The following is a 22,527-nucleotide window of genomic DNA, read 5'->3' as shown; positions in this document are numbered from 1 at the left end:
CGTTGTGGTGCGCACTATACGGACGCCCTATGAGGCTGTAAACCCCCCGAATCAAAAAAAATTCAAAAAATTCAACTTGTTGATTCCATAGGCCTTACCCAGCGCACAAGACCCTCAGACGGGGGCTGTCCAAGGCCGACATTTCCGGTTTCAATACGCCTATGCCAAACTTCTACTCTATATACCCCAAGGTGAACCCCTTCTGATGGCCGATTGGCAATCCCTCGATCCCGAGGCCGCCCGCGAAGCGGATAAATACGAGAATCCTATTCCCAGCCGTGAGCTGATCCTGCAACACCTTGCCGACCGCGGCGAACCGGCTGCGCGAGAGCAGTTGGCGGCGGAATTCGGTCTGCACGAGGAAGACCAGATCGAAGCCCTGCGCCGCCGTCTGCGTGCCATGGAGCGTGACGGTCAGCTGATCTATACCCGGCGCGGCACCTATGCCCCGGTAGACAAGCTGGACCTGATCTGCGGACGCATCTCTGGCCACCGCGATGGTTTCGGCTTCCTCATCCCTGACGATGGCAGTGACGATCTGTTCCTCAGCCCGTCGCAGATGCGCCTGGCGTTCGACGGTGACCGTGGCCTTGCCCGTGTCTCCGGTACCGACCGCCGTGGCCGCCGTGAAGGCGTGCTGGTCGAAATCATCTCCCGCGCCCACGAAAGCGTGGTCGGCCGTTACTTCGAAGAAGGCGGCATCGGCTACGTGACCCCGGATAACCCGAAGATCCAGCAGGAAGTGCTGGTGACTGCCGGGCGTAACGGCGGCGCCAAGATCGGTCAGTTCGTCGAAATCAAGATTACCCACTGGCCCACCCCGCGCTTCCAGGCGCAAGGTGATGTGGTCGAGGTTATCGGCAACTACATGGCTCCAGGGATGGAAATCGACGTTGCCCTGCGCAGCTACGACATCCCGCATGTCTGGCCGCAAGAGGTGATCAAGGAAGCGCGCAAGTTCCGCTCCGAAGTCGAAGAGAAGGACAAAGAGAAGCGCATCGACCTGCGCCATCTGCCGTTCGTCACCATCGACGGCGAAGATGCCCGCGACTTCGACGACGCGGTCTACTGCGAGCCACAGGGCAAGCTGCGCCTGTTCTCCGGCGGCTGGCGCCTGTATGTCGCGATCGCTGACGTTTCCAGCTACGTACGCCTGGGCTCGGCCCTGGACATCGAAGCGCAGCAGCGCGGTAATTCGGTGTACTTCCCTGAGCGGGTAGTGCCGATGCTTCCTGAAGAGCTGTCCAACGGCCTGTGCTCGCTGAACCCGCACGTCGATCGCCTGGCGATGGTCTGTGAAATGACCATCAACAAGTCTGGCCAGATGGTCGACTACCAGTTCTACGAAGCGGTGATCCACTCGCACGCGCGCCTGACCTACAACAAGGTCAGCAGCATGCTCGAGCACGCCCGTACCCGCGAAGGCAAGGCTCTGCGCGAGGAATACAAAGAGGTTGTCCCGGATCTGAAGCACCTGTATGCCCTGTACAAGGCATTGCTGGCGGCGCGCCATACCCGTGGCGCGATCGACTTCGAGACCCAGGAAACCCGGATCATCTTCGGTGATAACCGCAAGATCGACGAAATTCGTCCGACCGTGCGTAACGAAGCCCACAAGCTGATCGAGGAATGCATGCTGGCGGCCAACGTTGCCACCGCCGAATTCCTGCAAAAGCATGGCGTGCCTTCGCTGTACCGCGTGCACGATGGTCCGCCACCGGAGCGTCTGGAAAAACTGCGCGCCTTCCTCGGTGAGCTTGGCCTGTCCCTGCACAAGGGCAAAGAGCCTTCGCCGAAGGACTATCAGGCGCTGCTGGCGAGCATCGCCGGCCGGCCGGATTTCCACCTGATCCAGACCGTCATGCTGCGCTCGCTGAGCCAGGCGGTGTACAGCACCGAGAACAACGGCCACTTCGGCCTGAACTACGAGGCGTATACCCACTTCACCTCGCCGATCCGTCGTTACCCCGACCTGCTGGTGCACCGCGCCATTCGCAGCGTGATCCGTTCCAAGGTCGATACCCCGCACGTCAAGCGTGCCGGTGCGATGAGCATCCCCAAGGCGCGCATCTACCCGTACGACGAGCCGACCCTGGAACAGATGGGCGAGCAGTGCTCGATGACCGAGCGCCGTGCCGACGAGGCCACTCGCGACGTGGTCAACTGGCTCAAGTGCGAGTACATGAAAGACCGCGTGGGCGAGATCTTCCCGGGCGTGATCACTGCCGTTACCGGCTTTGGCCTGTTCGTCGAGCTGACTGATATCTACGTCGAAGGCCTGGTGCACGTCAGTGCCCTGCCAGGCGACTACTACCACTTCGATGCGGTGCATCACCGCCTGTCGGGTGAGCGCAGCGGTCGCAGCTTCCGCCTGGGCGACACCATCGAGGTCAAGGTCATGCGCGTCGACCTCGACGAGCGCAAGATCGATTTCGAAGTCTCTCAGGCAAGCGCCAGTGCAGCCGTTGGCCGCAAGCGTGCTGCTGCTGATGGCGCAGCGCCTGCCAGCAAGGCCAAGCCGGGCGAGCAGCGTGAGGCCAAGGTCGAAGCGAAAATCGATCCGGCGCCACGTCGTCGCAAGAGCGAAGCCGCTGATGCCTATTTCCCCAAGGACGCGGTGCAGCGCAACGCCGAGGTGCGCAAGAGTCGCGAGATGAAGAAGGCGCTGATGGGCGAGGCGCGCAACGCCCCGTCCTCGAGCAAGTCGGACAAGGGCGGCAAGTCGGCCTCCGGCAAGCCCACCAAGCACCGCAAGGGGCCGCCAAAATCGGGCGCGCCACGTAAGAGCAAGAGCAAGTCATGAGTCAGCTGGAAAAAATCTACGGCGTTCATGCCGTGCAGGCGCTGTTGCAGCACCACCCCAAGCGGGTCAAGCAGATCTGGCTGTCCGAAGGCCGTAGCGAGCCGCGCGTTCAAGCGCTGCTCGCCCTGGCTGCAGAAAACCGCGTGCCGGTTGGCCAGGCCGAGCGCCGCGAGATGGACACCTGGGTCGATGGCGTGCACCAAGGTGTGGTTGCCGAGGTGAGCCCGAGCCAGGTGTGGGGCGAGCTGATGCTCGAAGAGTTGCTAGAGCGTACCGAGACGCCGCCGCTGATTCTGGTGCTCGACGGCGTCACCGATCCGCACAACCTTGGCGCCTGCCTGCGTACTGCCGATGCTGCCGGCGCTACGGCGGTTGTGGTGCCCAAGGACAAGTCGGCGACCTTGACCCCGGTCGTGCGTAAAGTGGCCTGCGGCGCCGCCGAGGTGATTCCGCTGGTGGCTGTGACCAACCTGGCGCGCACCCTGGAAAAACTGCAGAAGCGTGGCCTGTGGGTAGTTGGCACGGCGGGGGAGGCTGAGCAGGAGATCTATCAGCAGGACCTGACCGGTCCGCTGGTGATGATCATGGGCGCTGAAGGCAAAGGCATGCGCCGGCTGACCCGCGACCATTGCGATTTTCTGGTGAAGCTGCCGATGAGCGGCAGTGTCAGCAGCCTGAACGTTTCTGTCGCGACAGGCGTTTGCCTGTTCGAGGCCGTGCGCCAGCGCCAGATCAAGCGCTGATCGAGAGGGGGCGCGCATGCGCGCCCCAGTGGTTGATGGCACTTGGGTATGTTTGCGGTTGTTCAAATAATCGCCAATTACCTTGCTTGTGCGTCCGGCCTTCTCTACAATTGCGCCCCTTGCCCAGCAGGCAGGCGCGCATGTGCCTACTGTCCACGGCAAGACATACAGTGTCATTCACTCCTTGTCTGACCAGATTCGCTGGCAGACTACTAACCCGTAAGGAGCATTCATGCGTCATTACGAAATCATCTTCCTGGTCCACCCGGATCAGAGCGAGCAAGTCGGCGGCATGGTTGAGCGTTACACCAAGCTGATCGAAGAAGATGGTGGCAAGATCCACCGCCTGGAAGACTGGGGCCGTCGTCAACTGGCCTACGCAATCAACAATGTTCACAAGGCTCACTACGTGATGCTGAACGTTGAGTGCACCGGCAAGGCCCTGGCCGAGCTGGAAGACAACTTCCGCTACAACGATGCCGTGATCCGTAACCTGGTCATCCGTCGTGACGAAGCCGTTACTGGCCCGTCCGAGATGCTCAAGGCCGAAGAGAACCGCAGCGAGCGCCGTGAGCGTCGTGAACGTCCTGAATCTGCTGATGGCGCCGAAGGCGACGACAGCAATGACAGCGACAACAGCGATAACGCTGACGAGTAATCCACGGACCTTTTGAGGAGCCTATTACATGGCACGTTTCTTCCGTCGTCGTAAATTCTGCCGCTTCACTGCTGAAGACGTGAAAGAGATCGACTTCAAAGATCTCAACACCCTGAAAGCTTACGTATCCGAAACCGGCAAGATCGTTCCAAGCCGTATCACCGGTACCAAAGCTCGTTATCAGCGTCAGCTGGCTACCGCTATCAAGCGCGCCCGCTTCCTGGCCCTGCTGCCCTACACCGACAGCCACGGCCGCTGAGACCGGGTTTTCGACAAGTAGCAAGGGATAAGCATGCGAGCGTTAGCTGATTTCATCATGCGCGGTCGCGTGCAGGCCACTGTAGTGGTGGCCGGTAGTGCGGCATTGCCGCTGTTGTTCTGGTTGTGTGCCGCCGCTGGGAGCCTGGTGTTCCTGCGGCGCGGTTTCAAGGACGCTTCCTCGGTCATCGTCTGGGGCATTTTGCCGGCGTTGGCCTGGTGGGTCTTCGGCGAGCCGCGCACCTTGATGGTGCTGCTGGGGACGCTGGGGCTGGCTGCGCTGTTGCGCGCTGGGCATTCCTGGAACCGGGTGCTGTTATCCAGCATCGCCTTGGGCCTGTTGTACGGTGTCATTCTGGGTTCAGCGTTCCGTGAACCGATTGAAGCTCTGGCGCGAGCGCTTGAAAAAGCCCTGCCGCAGATGCTCGACGGTCTCTACCAGCAGTTATCGGTGGAGGAGCAGGCGCAACTTGGGAAGCTCATCGTACCGGTGCTTAACGGCCTGATGGCGGCTGGGCTGCAGGTTGTCAGTGTGTTGGCCCTGATGTTGGGTCGCTACTGGCAGGCCGCGTTGTACAACCCGGGAGGTTTTGGCCGCGAGTTTCAAGCGGTGCGAATTCCCCTGGTGCCGGCGCTGGTGCTGTTGGGGTGCATGCTGTTCGGGCCGAACCTCGGTTCTGCCTTGGCATTGCTCACGCCGCTGTGCAGCGTGCCGCTCATGTTTGCCGGGCTTGCCCTGCTGCATGGGTTGGTGGCGCAGAAACGTCTGGCCAAGTTTTGGCTGGTCGGGTTGTACGTGACGCTGGTCCTGTTCATGCAACTGACTTATCCGTTGCTCGTGGTTTTGGCCATTGTCGATAGCCTGATTGATTTTCGCGGTCGCAAGTCACCTCAGGGTGATGATTCCGCGAACGGTGAAGGTTAAAAGTTAAGAGGTTTTACCAAATGGAACTGATCCTGCTGGAAAAAGTCGCCAACCTGGGCAACCTGGGCGACAAAGTTAAAGTTAAAGCCGGTTACGGCCGTAACTTCCTGCTGCCATTCGGCAAGGCCACCGTTGCCAACGCCGCCAACCTGGCTGCGTTCGAAGAACGTCGCGCCGAGCTGGAAAAGGCTGCTGCTGACAAGAAAGCTTCGGCTGAAAGCCGCGCTGCCCAACTGGCAGAGCTGGAAGTCACCATCACCGCCACCGCTGGCGATGAAGGCAAGCTGTTCGGTTCGATCGGCACCCACGACATCGCTGACGCCCTGACCGCCTCCGGCGTTGAAGTGGCTAAAGCTGAAGTTCGTCTGCCGAACGGCACCATCCGTCACGTTGGCGAATACGACGTAGCCGTGCACCTGCACAGCGACGTTGAAGCCACCGTACGCGTGGTCGTCGTTGCAGCCTAAGCTGTAGCAACTGGCTGGCTCCTCGTGAGCTAGCCGGTTAACATCGGGCACGGCTCTGCCTTCGCAGACCGTGCCCTTTGTTTTTCTCCTCACCCAGAATTCTTTCGTGGCCATGAACGAGATCACCAACCCCGAACAACTCGACCTGCAGACCGCAGCCCTGAAGGTGCCGCCGCATTCCATCGAAGCCGAACAGGCTGTGATCGGTGGTCTGATGCTGGACAACAACGCCTGGGAAAAGGTACTGGACCAAGTTTCGGACGGTGACTTCTATCGGCATGACCACCGCCTGATCTTCCGCGCCATCCACAAGCTGGTCGACCTCAACCAGCCGTTCGACGTGGTCACCCTGCACGAGCAGCTGGACAAGGAAGGCGTGTCCAGCCAGGTCGGCGGCTTGGCCTACCTGGCCGAGCTGGCCAAGAACACCCCGTCGGTCGCCAACATCAAGGCGTATGCGGCGATCATCCGCGAGCGCGCCACGCTGCGCCAGCTGATCAGCATCAGCACCGATATCGCTGACAACGCCTTCAATCCGCAGGGGCGCAATGCCGAGGAAATCCTCGACGATGCCGAACGGCAGATTTTCCAGATCGCCGAGGCGCGGCCCAAGACCGGCGGCCCGGTGGGCGTCAACGAGCTGTTGACCAAGGCCATCGACCGCATCGACACGCTGTTCAACTCCGACAGCGACATCACCGGTATCTCCACCGGCTATACCGACCTGGACGAGAAAACCAGCGGCCTGCAAGCGGCTGACTTGATCATCGTCGCCGGCCGTCCGTCGATGGGTAAGACCACCTTCGCCATGAACCTGGTCGAGAACGCAGTGCTGCGCAGCGACAAGGCGGTGCTGGTGTTCTCCCTCGAGATGCCAGGCGAATCGCTGATCATGCGGATGCTCTCCTCGCTTGGCCGGATCGACCAGACCAAGGTCCGTTCCGGTCAACTGGACGATGACGACTGGCCGCGCCTGACGTCGGCGGTCAACTTGCTCAACGATCGCAAGCTGTTCATCGACGACACCGCCGGCATCAGCCCTTCGGAGATGCGTGCGCGGACCCGGCGTCTGGCCCGTGAGCATGGCGAGATCGCCATGATCATGGTCGACTACCTGCAGCTGATGCAGATCCCAGGCTCGGCCGGTGATAACCGGACCAACGAAATCTCCGAGATTTCCCGATCGCTCAAGGCCCTGGCCAAAGAGTTCAACTGCCCGGTGATCGCCCTGTCCCAGCTCAACCGCTCTCTTGAGCAGCGGCCGAACAAGCGTCCGGTCAACTCCGACTTGCGTGAGTCCGGTGCAATCGAGCAGGACGCCGACGTGATCATGTTCGTTTACCGGGATGAGGTATATCACCCCGAGACCGAGCACAAGGGCGTTGCCGAGATCATCATCGGTAAGCAGCGGAACGGCCCTATTGGCTTCATTCGTCTGGCGTTCATCGGCAAATACACCCGCTTCGAGAACCTCGCGCCGGGCATGTACAACTTCGACGACGACGAGTAATCGTATCCCGTCCCCTTGTGGAAGCGGGATCACCGGCCAGGGCGATGCTGGAAGTCAGGCTGCGCTCGCGGGTCCCTGAGGGGATGGCCAGGTATTGCACGGCATATCATGAATCCGACCATTATCGTCGGACTTGATCAAAATTTGTGCTATATTCCGCGCCCGCGATTTCCCTGCACACCAAGAACCGGTCACTGACATGCAAGCAGCCAAACCACTCTACGACTATCCCAAGTACTGGGCCGAATGCTTCGGGCCAGCGCCTTTCCTGCCGATGAGCAGGGAGGAGATGGATCAGCTCGGCTGGGATTCCTGCGACATCATCATCGTGACCGGTGATGCCTACGTCGACCATCCGTCGTTTGGCATGGCGATCATCGGCCGTTTGCTCGAAGCCCAGGGTTTCCGCGTGGGCATCATCGCCCAGCCGAACTGGCAGTCCAAAGACGACTTCATGAAGCTCGGCGAGCCAAACCTGTTCTTTGGCGTTGCCGCAGGCAACATGGACTCGATGATCAACCGCTACACCGCCGACAAGAAGATTCGCTCCGACGACGCCTACACCCCCGGCGGCATGGCCGGCAAGCGCCCAGACCGTGCCAGCCTGGTCTATAGCCAGCGTTGCAAGGAAGCCTACAAGCACGTGCCGATCGTGCTGGGCGGCATCGAGGCCTCGCTGCGGCGTATCGCTCACTACGACTACTGGCAGGACAAGGTGCGCCACTCGATCCTGATCGATGCCTGCGCCGATATCCTGCTGTTCGGTAACGCCGAGCGCGCCGTGGTCGAGGTGGCCCAGCGCCTGTCCAATGGCGAGACCATCGAGAACATCACCGACGTGCGTGGCACCGCGTTCGTGCGCCGTGACACGCCCAAGGGCTGGTTCGAAATCGACTCCACCCGGATCGACCGTCCGGGCAAGGTCGACAAGATCATCAACCCCTACGTCAACACCCAGGACACCCAGGCCTGCGCGATCGAACAGGCCAAGGGCGAGGTCGAAGACCCCAACGAAGCCAAGGTGGTGCAGATTCTCGACAGCCCGGGCATGACCCGCGACAAGACGGTGATCCGCCTGCCGTCGTTCGAGAAGGTGCGTAACGACTCGGTGCTGTACGCCCACGCCAACCGTGTGCTGCACCTGGAGACCAACCCAGGCAACGCTCGCGCCTTGGTGCAGAAGCATGGTGAAGTAGATGTGTGGTTCAACCCGCCGCCCATTCCGATGAGTACTGAGGAAATGGACTACGTGTTCGGCATGCCCTACGCACGTGTCCCGCACCCTGCCTATGGCAAGGAGCGCATCCCGGCCTACGAGATGATCCGCTTCTCGGTCAACATCATGCGTGGCTGCTTTGGTGGCTGCACCTTCTGCTCGATCACCGAGCACGAAGGGCGGATCATCCAGAACCGTTCGCACGAGTCGATCCTGCACGAGATCGAGGAGATGCGCGACAAGGTGCCGGGCTTCACCGGCGTGGTTTCCGACCTGGGCGGGCCGACCGCCAACATGTACCGCATCGCCTGCAAGAGCCCCGACATCGAGAAGCACTGCCGCAAGCCGTCCTGCGTATTCCCAGGCATCTGCGAGAACCTCAACACCGACCACAGCTCGTTGATCGAGCTGTACCGCAAGGCCCGTGCCTTGCCGGGGGTGAAGAAGATCCTGATCGCCTCGGGTCTGCGCTACGACCTGGCGGTAGAGTCGCCGGAGTACGTCAAGGAGCTGGTCACCCACCACGTCGGCGGCTACCTGAAGATTGCCCCCGAGCACACCGAGCGTGGCCCGCTGGACAAGATGATGAAGCCGGGCATCGGCAGCTATGACCGCTTCAAGCGCATGTTCGAGAAGTACTCCAAAGAGGCAGGTAAAGAGCAGTACCTGATTCCGTACTTCATCGCTGCCCACCCCGGTACTACCGACGAAGACATGATGAACCTTGCCCTGTGGCTCAAGGGCAATGGCTTCCGCGCTGACCAGGTGCAGGCGTTCTACCCATCGCCGATGGCCTCGGCCACGGCCATGTACCACTCGGGCAAGAACCCACTGCGCAAGGTCACCTACAAGAGTGAAGGGGTCGATATCGTCAAGAGCGATGAGCAGCGCCGCTTGCACAAGGCGTTCTTGCGCTATCACGACCCCAAAGGCTGGCCGATGCTGCGTGAAGCGCTGGAGCGCATGGGCCGTGCCGACCTGATTGGCCCGGGCAAGCACCAGTTGATCCCGCTGCATCAGCCGCAGACCGACAGCTACCAGAGCGCTCGGCGCAAGAACTCGACGCCGACCGGCAGCCACAAGGTGGGCAAGGATCAGAAGATCCTCACCCAGCACACCGGCCTGCCGCCGCGTGCCAGCGATGGCAGCAAGCCGTGGGATAAACGTGAGAAGGCCAAGGCCGAGGCGTTTGCGCGTAACCAGCAGGCAGCTAAAGAGCGTAAGGAAGCGGCCAAGGGCGGCGGCAAGAAGAAGCCGCGTCAGCCAGTCCTGCCGCGCTGAACGGGTAACATCTAAACTCGTGGGGGCGGGCTTGCCCCGCGATAGCGATGGTCAATCCACCAACGCTATCGCGGGGCAAGCCCACATTTTTCGTCAAGCGTCATAGGATCAATCAGGCTTCTTGTCGACCCACTTGGGCAACACCGGCGCCTCGAACTCATCCATCCCATCGAGCAGCTCATCCGGCTGCTTGCCCAGCAGCAACATCGCCCGATGCTGCGGCCGCACGAAGCCTTCCTCGACGATATGGTCGAGGAACCCGCCGAGTTTTTCATAGAAACCGTTGACGTCCAGCAGGCCCAGCGGCTTGGCGTGATAGCCCAACTGCCCCCAGGTCCATACCTCGAACAACTCCTCAAGCGTACCCAGGCCACCCGGCAGGGCGATGAAGGCATCGCTCAACTCGGCCATGCGCGCTTTACGCGCGTGCATGCCGTCGACGACCTCCAGGCGGGTCAGGCCCTTGTGGCCGATTTCAGCGTCCATCAGGCTTTGCGGGATGATCCCGACCACTTCACCACCCGCAGCCATGGCCGCATCGGCCACGGTGCCCATCAGGCCCACGGCGCCGCCGCCATACACCAGGGTCAGGCCGCGGCCAGCGATGGCCTTGCCAAGGGCAACCGCCGCTTCGCGGTAGGCCGGGTTGCTGCCGATGCTGGCACCACAGAAGACACATACGGAACGTACAGGCATTGCTTCTCTCCCTTCAAATGCGTGCACAGGGTAAGGCGCAAGCCGCTCGCTTCCAAGGCGCGATTCACTCCGGACGGGAGAATTCGCAGGCGGCGCCAGCGGCGCCTTGGGCGTAGGCTGCCAGCAGGCTGTTCATGAAACTACCAAGGGACATGTCATTTGCTCCTAAATGAGAGGTTGTCCCATCGTCTACTTAGAGGGCATGATGTGCACTTAGATTGGTTGTATACAATCCATAGAACAAATCAACTGGCTGGCCATTGGACACCCCCTTGATGCACATCAGGGACGTTCGTTCCGGGTTCAGGCAGTCTCGCAATTGATAAACCCCTGCCAAGGAGATTCACGATGTTTGCGAAAGCTGTAGCGGTATCCCTGCTGACCCTCGCCAGCGCTTCTGTGTTCGCGGCCGAGTGCTCTGTGACGGTCGAGTCGACTGACCAGATGTCCTACACCAGCAAGGAATTCACCGTCGACAAGAGCTGCAAAGAGTTCACCGTCAAGCTGACCCACTCGGGCAAGCTGCCAAAGAACGTCATGGGCCACAACCTGGTGATCAGCAAGACCGCTGACATGCAGGCCATCGCCTCTGAAGGCATGACCCAGGGCATCGACAAGGGTTACCTGAAGGAAGACAACGCCAATATCATCGCCCACACCGCGATGATTGGTGCGCCGGAGAAGGAAACCGAAGTCAAGTTCGACACTTCCAAGCTGGAAGCTGGCGGCGACTACAGCTTCTTCTGCACCTTCCCAGGCCATATCTCGATGATGAAAGGCAAAGTCATCGTCAAGTAAGCCTGATGCTTGCTGCGTGACCTAATGGGGGAGCGGGCTTGCCCCGCGATAGTGTGGGTGAATCCACCCTCGCTAACGCGGGACAAGCCCGCTCTCACGTCAGGAATTGCAGTTCGCGTGTTACGGCGCGAACGGCAACTCGCGCTTGTGCTGGGTCTTGCGGTAGGTGTTGACGATGATGTCGAACGCCTCCTGGCTGACCGGCTCGCCATGCAGGAACGCATCGATCTGCTGGTAGGTCACGCCATGTGACGCCTCATCCGGCTTGCCCGGTTCGAGGTCTTCCAGATCCGCCGTCGGCACTTTCTCTACCAACGATTCCGGCGCCCCGAAGCTACGGGCGATGGCGCGTACCTGGTTTTTCACCAGGCCGCTCAACGGCGCCAGGTCGCAGGCGCCATCACCGAACTTGGTGAAGAAGCCCATCACCGCTTCGGCTGCGTGATCGGTGCCGATCACCAGGCCCGCGCGTGCGCCGGCGATGGTGTACTGGGCGACCATGCGCATCCGCGCCTTGGTGTTGCCGACGACGAAGTCGACCAGGGTCGGCGAGCCGCCTTCCAGCGCTTTGACTTCCAGCGCCAAGGCCCGCACCGCAGGGGCGATGTCGACGGTATGCACCTCATCGGCCTTGATCACGTCCAGGCACGCTTGGGCATCGTGCTCGTCATGCTGCACCTGATACGGCAGGCGTACGGCGATGAAGCGATAGCCTTGATCGCCAGTTTCGGCGCGCAGTTCGGTGACAGTGCGCTGGGCGAGCAGGGCAGCGGTCAGCGAGTCGACCCCACCACTGATGCCCAGGACCAGGGTCTTGAGCCGGGCATTGGCCAGGCAATCCTTGATGAAGGCCACGCGCCGGGCAACTTCGGCCTCGAGCGCGGCGGCGTCGGCGAACGGCGGCTGCACCTTGAGCTGCTGGGCAATCTCTCGCTGGACGGCTTGCATGGATTACTCCTTGTGGGGGACTTTGAAAACGTGGCGCATGTAGGCGACGAAGTTCTCGTCACGGCATTGGGTCTTGGCGGCTTCGTCGGAGATCTTCGCCACCGGCGAGCCATTGCAGTCGGTCATTTTAAGCACGATGTTCATCGGCGCCACTCCAGGTAGGTCGCAGGTCAGGTTGGTGCCGATACCAAAACTGACGTTGATGCGCCCGCGCAAGGCGCGGAAGATCTCCAGCGAGCGGGTCAGGTTGAGGCCATCGGAGAACACCAGGGTCTTGGTCATCGGGTCGATACCCAGTTGCTGGTAATGGGCGATGGCTTTTTCCGCCCAGGCCACGGGTTCACCCGAGTCGTGGCGCAGGCCATCGAACAGCTTGGCAAAGTACAGGTCGAAATCGCGCAGGAAGGCATCCATGGTGATGCAATCGGTCAGGGCGATGCCGAGCAATCCGCGGTACTCGCGAACCCAGCAGTCCAGCGCGGCGATCTGGCTGTCGATCAGCCGTGGGCCGAGCTGCTGGTGGGCCATGATCCACTCGTGGGCCATGGTGCCCAACGGCTTGATATCCAGTTTCCATGCCAGGTTGACGTTGCTGGTGCCGACGAAGCGTGCCGGGAAATCATCGCGCAGCACCCGTACCACCTCTTCCTGGACGCGGCTGGAGAAGCGCCGGCGGGTGCCGAAATCGGCTACCTGCAGCTCGGCCAGTTCATCGGCGCTGGCATGCGCTTGCAGCCAGTCGAACTTGCGATAGAGCTGATCGCGGGCATCGCTCAGGCGCATGCGTGGGTGCAGGTGGCGGTTGCGCACCTCGCTGATGATCGCCAGGAGCGGCACTTCGAACAGCATCACATGCAGCCAAGGGCCGCGCAGGCGCAGGCTCAGCTGGTCGTTCTCGATGCCCAGGCGCAGGTAGCGCAGGTTGAAGCGGAACAGCCGCAGAAAGCGCAAAAAATCCGGTTTGAGGAAGCTGATGCGCTCAAGAAACTCGGCCTGGCCATCATCCAGGGTCATCTCGCTGAGCAGCTCGATCTGATTGCGGATCTCATCCAGATAGGGGCGCAGGTCTTCGCCGTTGCGGCAGCGAAACTCCCATTCGACGTCGGCATCCGGATAGTTGTGCAGCACCGCCTGCATCATCGTCAGCTTGTAGAAGTCGGTGTCGAGCAGGTTGTGCACGATGCGCTCGGCGAATGCGCTCTCGCTCATGGAAGGCTCCAGGTCGGCGGCGCTCGCTGAAAACGGCGCAAGCGCGCGGGAATGGCGGCCATTGTGCCAGCCTTTGCGCGCAAAGTGAGTAACCGCAGCCCTATCGCGGAGCAAGCCCGCACCCGGCAATAGGCCAAAAAGCATTGCGCGTGGGAGCGGGCTGGCCCCGCGATAGGGCTGTAAATGCCAAAAGCCGGATGATTCTGCCAGCACCAGCTAGCCTTGAAACAGTGCCCCCCGTAGCAGTCGCGCACCAGCTGTGTGCACTTCGGTGACGTCTGCTGTTACAGGCTGGTTGCACGTTAACACTTGTCGAGGTTGCAATGATGGCACTCGATGGTTGCTCCTTTCGTGATCGCGTGGTGGCGCCTTACCTATGCCAGACGGTTGCACGCTCAATAACGAAAGCCCGCCGGTCGCCTCTAACCAGCCTGCCCAGTGTGTTTGCTCGAAATCCAAAACCAATGGCACGGCCCTTGCTCGGAGCAAGGCGCTGAAAGTTGTAGTGCCAACTAAAAAAACTCTAGGAGCACCACCTCATGTCGCAGACGTTTTACAAGAAAGGTTTCCTGGCTCTGGCCGTAGCTACGGCACTGGGTGTTTCTTCGTATGTTCAGGCCGACATCAAGATCGGCGTCGCAGGCCCAATGACTGGTGCCAACGCAGCGTTTGGCGAGCAATACATGAAAGGTGCGCAAGCAGCGGCTGACAAGATCAACGCCGCAGGTGGCGTCAATGGCGAGAAAATCCAACTGGTAAAAGGCGACGACGCCTGCGAGCCGAAACAGGCCGTGGCCGTGGCCAACCGCCTGGTCGACCAGGACAAGGTGGTCGGTGTGGTCGGACACTTCTGCTCGTCCAACACCATTCCGGCATCGGAGGTGTATGACGAAGCCGGTGTCATCGCCATCACCCCAGGTTCGACCAACCCGCAGGTCACCGAGCGCGGCCTGTCGGCGATGTTCCGCATGTGTGGCCGTGACGACCAGCAGGGTATCGTTGCCGGTGACTACATCGTCGACGTGCTCAAGGGCAAGAAAGTCGTAGTCCTGCACGACAAGGACACCTACGGCCAAGGCCTGGCCGACGCAACCAAGGCGCAGCTGGAGAAGCGTGGCGTCAAGCCGGTGCTGTACGAAGGCCTGACCCGTGGCGAGAAAGACTTCAGCGCAGTGGTCACCAAGATCCGCGGCGCTGGCGCCGATGTCGTCTACTTCGGTGGCCTGCACCCGGAAGCCGGTCCACTGGTGCGCCAACTGCGTGAAGCAGGCCTGAAGGATGTGGCGTTCATGTCCGATGACGGCATCGTCACCGACGAACTGGTGTCCACCGCAGGTGGCGCTCAATACACCAATGGCGTGTACATGACCTTCGGCGCCGACCCGCGTCTGCTGCCAGACAGCAAGGCGGTGGTGGAAGAGTTCCGCAAAGCCGGCACCGAGCCTGAAGGCTACACCCTGTACGCCTACGCCTCGGTCCAGGCGCTCGCCGCCGCGTTCAACGGCGCCAAGTCAAACAAGGGTGAAGACGCTGCCAAGTGGCTCAAGGCCAACCCGGTGCAGACCGTCATGGGCGAGAAGAAGTGGGACAGCAAGGGTGACCTGACCGTCTCTGACTACGTGGTCTACCAGTGGGATGCCAACGGCAAGTACCAACAGCTGGATAAACAAAAATAATAAAGGCCCAAGGCCCGGACAGCCGTCCGGGCCGACGCCCCGCGGTACCTGTCTTTATCCGTAGATGTGCACCAGTTCTGCGCTGCGAGGGCCGCTGTATGCCAGGCCCGCCGTGGTCGGCGCTCGTGCAATCTCACTCAGCGAGATTGCGTTATGGATGGTATTTTCCTGCAGCAACTGGTCAATGGTCTGACCCTCGGGTCGGTCTATGGCCTGATCGCCATCGGCTACACAATGGTCTATGGCATTATCGGCATGATCAACTTCGCGCACGGCGAGGTGTACATGATCTCCGCGTACCTCGCGGCGATCAGCCTGGCATTGCTGGCTTATTTCGGTATCGAGTCCTTCCCGCTGCTGATGCTCGGCACGCTGTTGTTCACCGTGGTGGTCACCGGCGTCTACGGCTTCACCATCGAGCGCATCGCCTACAAACCCCTGCGTAACTCCACCCGCCTGGCGCCGCTGATCAGCGCCATCGGGATCTCGCTGATTCTGCAGAACTACGCGCAGATCAGCCAGGGCGCTCGCCAGCAAGGCGTGCCAACCCTGCTTGAAGGCGCCTGGCGCGTCGAAGTCGGCACCGGCTTCGTGCAGCTGACCTACACCAAGATCTTCATCCTCATCGCCGCCTTCGCCGGCATGGCCCTGCTGACCTACGTGATCAAGTACACCAAGCTTGGGCGTATGTGCCGCGCCACTCAGCAAGACCGCAAGATGGCGTCGATCCTGGGCATCAACACCGACCGGGTGATCTCCTATGTGTTCGTCATCGGTGCGGTGATGGCCGCCCTGGCCGGCGTGCTGATCACCATGAACTACGGCACCTTCGACTTCTATGCCGGCTTCATCATCGGCATCAAGGCCTTCACCGCCGCCGTACTCGGTGGGATCGGCTCGCTGCCCGGCGCCATGCTCGGCGGGATCATCCTGGGGATCTCCGAGTCGCTGTTCTCCGGCCTGATCAACTCCGACTACAAGGACGTGTTCAGCTTCTCGCTGCTGGTGCTGATCCTCATCTTCCGTCCCCAAGGCCTGCTGGGTCGCCCGCTCGTGGCTAAGGTGTGAACATGTCCACTGCCAATACTGCTTCTTCCGGTTTCGATATCAAACGCAGCCTGCTGGAGACCATCGTCGCGGGCTTGCTGGCACTGATCGTGTTCGGCCCGGTGGTCGGCGTGGTGCTCGATGGCTACACCTTCAATGCCGAGCCAAGCCGCGTGGCCTGGCTGGTCGGCGGGGTGATGGCGGGGCGCTTCCTGCTTAGCGTGTTCTTCCAGAGCGGCACCGGCCAGCGCATGCTGCAAGGCTTTGAAAGTGGCGGCTCGGGCGTGCATGTGCTGGCGCCCGACTACAAGTCGCGGCTGCGCTACGTCATCCCGGCGCTGATCGTGATCGCGATCGTGTTCCCGATCTTCGCCAACAAATATCTGCTGACGGTGGTCATCCTCGGCCTGATCTACGTGTTGCTGGGTTTGGGCTTGAACATCGTGGTCGGTCTGGCCGGTCTGCTCGACCTGGGCTATGTGGCGTTCTATGCCATCGGCGCTTATGGCCTGGCGCTGGGCTACCAGTACCTGGGCCTGGGCTTCTGGAGCGTGCTGCCGCTGGCGGCCATCGCAGCGGCGCTCGCCGGCTGCATATTGGGCTTCCCGGTGCTGCGCATGCACGGTGACTACCTGGCCATCGTGACCCTGGGCTTTGGCGAGATCATCCGGCTGGTGCTGAACAACTGGCTGTCATTCACCGGTGGGCCGAACGGCATGCCGGCGCCGTCGCCAACGTTCCTGGGCCTTGAGTTCGGTCGCCGGGCCAAGGACGGCGGGGTGCCGTTTCACGAGTTCTTCGGGATCGACTACAACCCCAACATCAAATTCCTGTTCATCTACATCGTGCTGTTCCTGGTGGTGCTGGCGGTGCTGTACATCAAGCATCGACTGACCCGCATGCCGGTCGGGCGCGCCTGGGAGGCGCTGCGCGAAGACGAGATCGCCTGCCGCTCGATGGGGCTGAACCACGTGCTGGTCAAGCTTTCGGCGTTCACCATCGGTGCGTCCACGGCTGGCCTTGCCGGGGTGTTCTTCGCCACCTACCAAGGCTTCGTCAACCCGTCCTCGTTCACCTTCTTCGAGTCGGCGCTGATCCTGGCGATCGTCGTACTCGGCGGCATGGGTTCGACCGTTGGCGTGGTCATCGCCGCATTCGTGCTGACCGTGGCACCTGAGCTGCTGCGCAGTTTCTCCGAATACCGGGTACTGCTGTTCGGCGTGCTGATGGTGCTGATGATGATCTGGCGACCGCGTGGGCTGATCCGCATCAGCCGCACCGGGGTAGTCCCGCGTAAAGGAGTGGCGCCATGAGCGACGAAATCATTCTTTCGGTCGAACACCTGATGATGCAGTTCGGCGGCATCAAGGCGCTCAGCGATGTCAGCCTGCAGGTCAAGCGCAACCAGATCTTCGCCTTGATCGGCCCCAACGGCGCTGGCAAGACTACCGTGTTCAACTGCCTGACCGGCTTCTACAAGGCCAGTGGCGGACGCATCGAGCTGAATGTGCGGGGTAACCGCACCGACGTGATCCAGCTGCTCGGCGAGCGCTTCCAACCAACCGACTTCGTCTCGCCTGCGCGCTTTGCCAACCGCCTGTACTACAAGATGTTCGGCGGCACCCATCTGGTCAATCGCGCAGGCTTGGCGCGGACCTTCCAGAACATTCGCCTGTTCAAGGAAATGTCGGTGGTGGAGAACCTGTTGGTGGCCCAGCACATGTGGGTCAACCGCAATCTGCTGGCCGGGGTGCTCAACACCAAGAGTTATCGCAAGGCCGAAAGCGATGCTCTGGATCACGCCTTCTACTGGCTGGAAGTGGTCGATCTGGTCGACTGCGCCAACCGCCTGGCGGGCGAACTGTCCTACGGTCAACAACGCCGCCTGGAGATCGCCCGGGCCATGTGCACGCGGCCGAAGATCATCTGCCTGGACGAACCCGCCGCCGGCCTCAACCCGCAGGAGACCGAGGCGCTCAGCCGCATGATCCGCGTGCTGCGTGATGAGCACGATATTACCGTGGTGCTGATCGAGCATGACATGGGCATGGTCATGAGTATCTCCGACCACATCGTGGTACTCGACCACGGCAACGTCATTGCCGAAGGCGCCCCGCAGGAAATCCGCCACAACCCGACTGTGATCGCCGCCTACCTGGGTGCAGACGAAGAGGAACTGGTATGAGTGCACCCATTCTCGAACTGAAGGACCTGGACGTGTTCTACGGGCCAATCCAGGCGCTGAAGAAAGTCTCGATGCACATCAACGAGGGCGAGACGGTCAGCCTGATCGGCGCCAACGGCGCGGGCAAGTCGACCTTGCTGATGTCGATCTTCGGCCAGCCGCGCGCGGCGTCTGGGCAGATCGTCTACCGTGGCACCGATATCACCCGCAAGTCGTCGCACTACATCGCCTCCAACGGCATTGCCCAGTCGCCGGAAGGGCGGCGGGTGTTCCCCGACATGACCGTCGAGGAAAACCTGATGATGGGCACCATTCCCATTGGGGATAAGTATGCCGCCGAGGATATGCAGCGCATGTACGAGCTGTTTCCACGCTTGAAAGAGCGGCGGACCCAACGCGCCATGACCATGTCCGGTGGTGAACAGCAGATGTTGGCGATTGCCCGAGCGTTGATGAGCCGGCCCAAGTTGCTCTTGCTCGATGAGCCGTCTTTGGGGCTGGCGCCGATCGTGGTCAAGCAGATCTTTGCCACCTTGCGTGAGCTGGCCAAGACCGGCATGACCATCTTTCTGGTCGAGCAGAACGCCAACCATGCGCTGAAGCTGTCGGACCGCGCCTATGTGATGGTCAACGGGCAGATTCGCATGACCGGCACGGGGCAGGAGTTGTTGGTCAACGAAGAGGTGCGTAACGCTTATCTGGGCGGGCACTGAGGTTTGGGGCCGCTTGCGGCCCCATTCCAACGCCCATGTGGACAACTTGTCGCATATCTCGCCAGAGCCACCTCAGAACCCCGCTCCAAGTCATTGTTTCCACAGGCACAAAACTGTCCCCGGATAATGTGGAACCGCCTGTGGAAAACATGGTGGCACTCCGCTGTGAGCCACGATTATCAAGGCCTGCAAAGATCTGTTCGTTTTTTGATCAAGCGCTGCTTGTGCTTGATTTTCATGGGATAACTTACCCCTTCGCGGGCTCTCACCAAACGCCAACTATCTGTGGATAACTCTGTGCAAAAGCCTTGGACAGACTGCTGCAAGCGGCACCGCTGAAAGCCTTGCGCCATCAGCGATGAGATATCCTCAGGCCGCTTGCTTGAAAATCCGTTCAATCCCCTGACAAGTTGCCCCCATTCTGTGGGGAAAGCCCTGTGGATAACATGCGCATAGCCCGCGCGGTCCCCTCTGCTACAAGGCTTTGCCAGGTTTGGATGTTTTTTGAGCAGGGTGCAAAACGGCTTGCTGGCGTCGCCAGTGGCGGGCATGCTTCAAGGCCTGTCGACGACCCCCTTATTGCGAAGGAGAACAGCATGACGTCCACCGTATTCATCACAGGCGCCACTTCCGGTTTTGGCGAGGCGACGGCCCGCCTGTTTGCCGATGCCGGCTGGAAACTGGTCCTGACTGGCCGTCGTAAAGAGCGCCTGGACGCGCTGTGTGCCGAGCTCTCGGCCAAGACCGAAGTGCATGGCATCGTTGTCGACGTGCGTGATCGCGCGGCCATGGAGCAAGCCATCGCAAACCTGCCGCCGGCCTTCGACAAGCTGCGCGGGCTGGTCAACAACGCAGGCCTGGCGCTGGGCGCGGACCCGGCGCAGAAGTGCGACCTGGACGATTGGGAAACCATGGTCGACACCAACATCAAAGGCCTGATGTATACCACCCGCTTGCTGCTGCCACGGCTGATCGCCCATGGTCGCGGTGCGTCGATCCTCAACGTCGGCTCGGTGGCTGGCAACTATCCGTATCCGGGCAGCCACGTGTATGGCGGCACCAAGGCTTTCGTCGGCCAGTTCTCGCTGAGCCTGCGCTGCGACCTGCGCGGCACGGGCGTGCGCGTCAGCAACATCGAGCCGGGGCTGTGCGAAAGTGAGTTCTCGCTGGTACGTTTTGGTGGCGACCAGGCCAAGTACGACGCCACCTACGCTGGCGCCGAAGCGATCCAGCCGCAGGACATCGCCGAGACCATCTTCTGGATTCTCAATCAGCCGGCGCACATCAACATCAACAGCCTGGAGTTGATGCCAGTGAGCCAGGATTGGGCCGGGTTCTCGATCGATCGTTCGGCCAAGGGCTGATCTTAAGGCCATCGCGGGGCAAGCCCGATCCGACAGGGATAGCGACACCCTGGAGCGGACTTGCCCCGCGATGGCTTCAGCTCAACCGCTGCAAGCCTTCCAGGCAAGTGGCCAAGTGATAAGGCGTAGTCGACGGCATGTCATGCCGGCTGACGGTGCCGCTGGCATCCAGGCATTCGTTCCAGCCACCGGCGTGCAGGAATTGCTCTTCCAGCGCGACCAACTGCTCCAGCAACTTGCCATCACTGTCTGCACGCAAGGCCAATGCCCGCAGATATTCCGCCTTGGCCCAAATGCGTTGGGTCGGGTCGATGACCTTGCCCTCGACATCCAGCATCGCCAGTACCGCTGAATCCTTCACCCCATGCTGCTCGGCATAGCCGAATGCCCGGCTGATGGACGCGTGCAGCGGGCTGTCACGCAGCAGTGGCGAGGTATCGAGCAGGTAGAACCATTCGAACTGATGGCCCGGCTCGAACCAGTTATCCACAGCGCCGCGCGGTTTTTCCAGCATCAGGCCCTGTTTAGGCTCGATGAAGTGCGTTTGCAGCGCCTCGCACAGCTGCAGCAAGGCCTGCTGAACAGCTGGGTCGTCACGTACTTGCAAGGTCTGCAGGAAGGCTTCGGCCAAGTGCATCTGTGGATTTTGCAATGGGCCGCTGCCCAGGTCCGACCAGTCTTCGGCAAGGCTCGCTTCATACAAGCCGTCGTCGCGAGCGAAGCGCTCGGCGACGATTTCCAGCGCGGCGTTGAGCGTGGACTCGACCAGACTCTCGCGCACCTTGCCCCAGTAATGGGCACAGGCGAAGACGATGAAGGCGTGGGTGTACAGGTCTTTGCGGCGGTCCAGTGGCTGGCCGGCGGCGTCGATGCTGTAGAACCATCCGCCGTGTTCGGCGTCGTGAAAGTGCCGTTGCAGGGAACGCAACAGGGTTGCGGCCCGCTCGGCCGCGCCCGGTTGCTCGATGCGGCTGCTGAACAGGTACAGCTGACGAGCGACGGCCATGGCGCGGTAGCGCTGTACCGGCAGCGGCTGGTGCTGTGCGTCGAGCGCCTCAAAGGGCAGCGCCAGCTCGGCATTCCACCCCGGACCTTGCCACAGCGGCACGATGCGCTCGGCAAAATGCTGGCGGAAGCGGGCCAGGCGGGTGGTCAGCTCGGGCAGGGTGGGGCGGGGGTCGGACATGGAAGCGCTCGTCGCAATCGGGCAGTGCGCCATGGTAGCAGAACTGGTGAATGACTCTTGATTCTCAGGCGCATGCAAGGGGCGAAGATGTCTGCTTCAAGGCGAAGGGCTAAGTCCCTGCCAATGGCGCGCACCGACAAAGATGAAGCGCAGCTGTTGAGTGATCTTCTCCTGCGCGGTCAGCGGCTGCGGGTCCAGCGGGTCGGGGCTGTCGATCAGTTCGGGCAGGGTGGCGAACACGGTCTTGACCACCAGATCGGCCATCACGCTCAGCGCGGCTGCGTCCAGATGCTTCCAGCGTGGCATCAGGCCGAGGTCGGTGGCCAGGTCCGAGCTGATGTCCTGGCGCAACCTGGCGATGGCCTGGCGCACCGGCTGCGAACCGCCGTATTGCTCGCGGGCGAGGAACAGGAACTGGGCGCGGTGGGCAGCAACCATGTCGAGGAAGATCCGCACCGAGGCATCGGTAATGCCACCCAGCTCGAATTCGTTTTGTCGCACCAGGCGGATGGCGTGGCGGAAGGTAGCGTCGACCTCTTCGACCAGCGCCAGGCCGAGGGCGTCCATGTCCGGGAAGTGTCGATAGAAGCCAGTTGGCACGATGCCAGCGGTCTTGGCCACTTCGCGCAGGCTGATGCTGCCGAACCCGCGGCCACTTTCCATCAACTGGCAGGCGGCATCGAGCAGGGCCTGGCGGGTCTGGAGCTTCTGTTCGGCGCGCGGCAGCATGGGCAGGATTCTGTGACTGTACGGCTGGGCATTCTGGATAAAAAAACAAAGCCCGGTCAATGGACCGGGCTTGGAGGATAGCAGGCGCAGTGTCGAGGGTTGTTCTTTTCGGCCA

20 protein-coding genes are annotated in these 22,527 nt (G+C 61.3%); 15 read left to right on the top strand and 5 right to left on the bottom strand.

Features of this window, described 5'->3' with window-relative positions:
* Positions 1–205 precede the first annotated feature (205 nt).
* The 8 genes from rnr to HU737_RS25720 all read left to right on the top strand — a co-directional run bounded on the left by rnr (position 206) and on the right by HU737_RS25720 (position 9,861).
* Positions 206–2,803 carry a ribonuclease R gene (rnr, locus tag HU737_RS25755; RefSeq protein WP_186555594.1) on the top strand — a complete coding sequence of 866 codons (2,598 nt, stop codon included), beginning with the start codon at positions 206–208 and terminating at the stop codon, positions 2,801–2,803.
* Complete coding sequence (rlmB, locus tag HU737_RS25750; protein ID WP_186555593.1) at positions 2,800–3,546, top strand: 23S rRNA (guanosine(2251)-2'-O)-methyltransferase RlmB; 747 nt, start codon at positions 2,800–2,802, stop codon at positions 3,544–3,546. The genes rnr and rlmB overlap by 4 nt, the downstream gene beginning before the upstream one ends.
* Before the next feature lie 232 nt (positions 3,547–3,778).
* Complete coding sequence (gene rpsF / locus HU737_RS25745) at positions 3,779–4,204, top strand: 30S ribosomal protein S6 (RefSeq protein ID WP_186555592.1); 426 nt, start codon at positions 3,779–3,781, stop codon at positions 4,202–4,204.
* Positions 4,205–4,232: 28 nt separating this feature from the next.
* Positions 4,233–4,463, top strand: a complete 231-nt coding sequence (rpsR, locus tag HU737_RS25740; RefSeq protein ID WP_003249563.1) for a 30S ribosomal protein S18 — start codon at positions 4,233–4,235, stop codon at positions 4,461–4,463.
* Between the two features lie 33 nt (positions 4,464–4,496).
* Complete coding sequence (locus HU737_RS25735; protein ID WP_186555591.1) at positions 4,497–5,387, top strand: YybS family protein; 891 nt, start codon at positions 4,497–4,499, stop codon at positions 5,385–5,387.
* A 20-nt stretch (positions 5,388–5,407) separates the two neighbouring features.
* Positions 5,408–5,854 carry a 50S ribosomal protein L9 gene (gene rplI, locus HU737_RS25730; RefSeq protein ID WP_186555590.1) on the top strand — a complete coding sequence of 149 codons (447 nt, stop codon included), beginning with the start codon at positions 5,408–5,410 and terminating at the stop codon, positions 5,852–5,854.
* 112 nt (positions 5,855–5,966) lie between these two features.
* Entirely contained in the window at positions 5,967–7,364 is a 1,398-nt protein-coding gene (gene dnaB, locus HU737_RS25725) for a replicative DNA helicase (RefSeq protein ID WP_186555589.1), read from the top strand.
* Positions 7,365–7,563: 199 nt separating this feature from the next.
* Positions 7,564–9,861: a YgiQ family radical SAM protein gene (locus HU737_RS25720; protein ID WP_186555588.1), complete on the top strand. Its 2,298-nt coding sequence runs from the start codon at positions 7,564–7,566 to the stop codon at positions 9,859–9,861.
* Between the two features lie 108 nt (positions 9,862–9,969).
* On the opposite strand, the gene HU737_RS25715 is transcribed toward HU737_RS25720, so the two are convergent.
* Positions 9,970–10,557: a cytokinin riboside 5'-monophosphate phosphoribohydrolase gene (locus HU737_RS25715; RefSeq protein ID WP_186555587.1), complete on the bottom strand. Its 588-nt coding sequence runs from the start codon at positions 10,555–10,557 to the stop codon at positions 9,970–9,972.
* A gap of 348 nt (positions 10,558–10,905) precedes the next feature.
* Here HU737_RS25715 and azu point away from each other — a divergent pair, with 348 nt between their 5' ends.
* The gene (gene azu, locus HU737_RS25710) at positions 10,906–11,355 is read left to right on the top strand and encodes an azurin (RefSeq protein ID WP_186555586.1); all 450 of its coding nucleotides are present in this window, start codon (positions 10,906–10,908) and stop codon (positions 11,353–11,355) included.
* A gap of 120 nt (positions 11,356–11,475) precedes the next feature.
* Here azu and nadE read toward each other — a convergent pair whose 3' ends face one another.
* On the bottom strand, positions 11,476–12,303 hold the full coding sequence (gene nadE / locus HU737_RS25705; RefSeq protein ID WP_186555585.1) for an NAD(+) synthase: 828 nt from the start codon (positions 12,301–12,303) through the stop codon (positions 11,476–11,478).
* A gap of 3 nt (positions 12,304–12,306) precedes the next feature.
* Positions 12,307–13,512 (bottom strand): nicotinate phosphoribosyltransferase, encoded by a 1,206-nt coding sequence (pncB, locus tag HU737_RS25700; protein ID WP_186555584.1) that lies wholly within the window; start codon positions 13,510–13,512, stop codon positions 12,307–12,309.
* 539 nt (positions 13,513–14,051) lie between these two features.
* Here pncB and HU737_RS25695 point away from each other — a divergent pair.
* The 6 genes from HU737_RS25695 (at position 14,052) to HU737_RS25670 (ending at position 20,497) form a co-directional block, all read left to right on the top strand.
* Complete coding sequence (locus tag HU737_RS25695; RefSeq protein ID WP_186555583.1) at positions 14,052–15,188, top strand: branched-chain amino acid ABC transporter substrate-binding protein; 1,137 nt, start codon at positions 14,052–14,054, stop codon at positions 15,186–15,188.
* A 153-nt stretch (positions 15,189–15,341) separates the two neighbouring features.
* Positions 15,342–16,256: an ABC transporter permease subunit gene (locus HU737_RS25690; protein ID WP_186555582.1), complete on the top strand. Its 915-nt coding sequence runs from the start codon at positions 15,342–15,344 to the stop codon at positions 16,254–16,256.
* Positions 16,257–16,258: 2 nt separating this feature from the next.
* Positions 16,259–17,548, top strand: a complete 1,290-nt coding sequence (livM, locus tag HU737_RS25685) for a high-affinity branched-chain amino acid ABC transporter permease LivM (protein WP_186555581.1) — start codon at positions 16,259–16,261, stop codon at positions 17,546–17,548.
* A complete protein-coding gene (locus HU737_RS25680) occupies positions 17,545–18,420 on the top strand; it encodes an ABC transporter ATP-binding protein (protein WP_186555580.1) in 876 nt (291 codons plus the stop codon). The genes livM and HU737_RS25680 overlap by 4 nt, the downstream gene beginning before the upstream one ends.
* Positions 18,417–19,133: an ABC transporter ATP-binding protein gene (locus HU737_RS25675; RefSeq protein ID WP_186555579.1), complete on the top strand. Its 717-nt coding sequence runs from the start codon at positions 18,417–18,419 to the stop codon at positions 19,131–19,133. Before HU737_RS25680 ends, HU737_RS25675 begins: the two co-directional genes overlap by 4 nt.
* Positions 19,134–19,729: 596 nt before the next feature.
* Positions 19,730–20,497: an SDR family oxidoreductase gene (locus tag HU737_RS25670; RefSeq protein ID WP_186555578.1), complete on the top strand. Its 768-nt coding sequence runs from the start codon at positions 19,730–19,732 to the stop codon at positions 20,495–20,497.
* Between the two features lie 76 nt (positions 20,498–20,573).
* Here the strand turns inward: HU737_RS25670 and HU737_RS25665 are convergent, their stop codons facing one another.
* Together HU737_RS25665 and HU737_RS25660 are read right to left on the bottom strand one after the other, a co-directional pair.
* Positions 20,574–21,683, bottom strand: a complete 1,110-nt coding sequence (locus HU737_RS25665; protein ID WP_186555577.1) for an AGE family epimerase/isomerase — start codon at positions 21,681–21,683, stop codon at positions 20,574–20,576.
* A gap of 96 nt (positions 21,684–21,779) precedes the next feature.
* Entirely contained in the window at positions 21,780–22,412 is a 633-nt protein-coding gene (locus tag HU737_RS25660) for a TetR family transcriptional regulator (RefSeq protein WP_186555576.1), read from the bottom strand.
* Positions 22,413–22,527: the final 115 nt, after the last annotated feature.

This window comes from Pseudomonas urmiensis (genome assembly GCF_014268815.2).
In the GTDB taxonomy this organism is placed as follows: Bacteria; Pseudomonadota; Gammaproteobacteria; order Pseudomonadales; family Pseudomonadaceae; genus Aquipseudomonas; species Aquipseudomonas urmiensis.
Note: the sequence above shows the minus strand (reverse complement) of the source record. Positions and strands in the feature narration are given on the sequence as shown.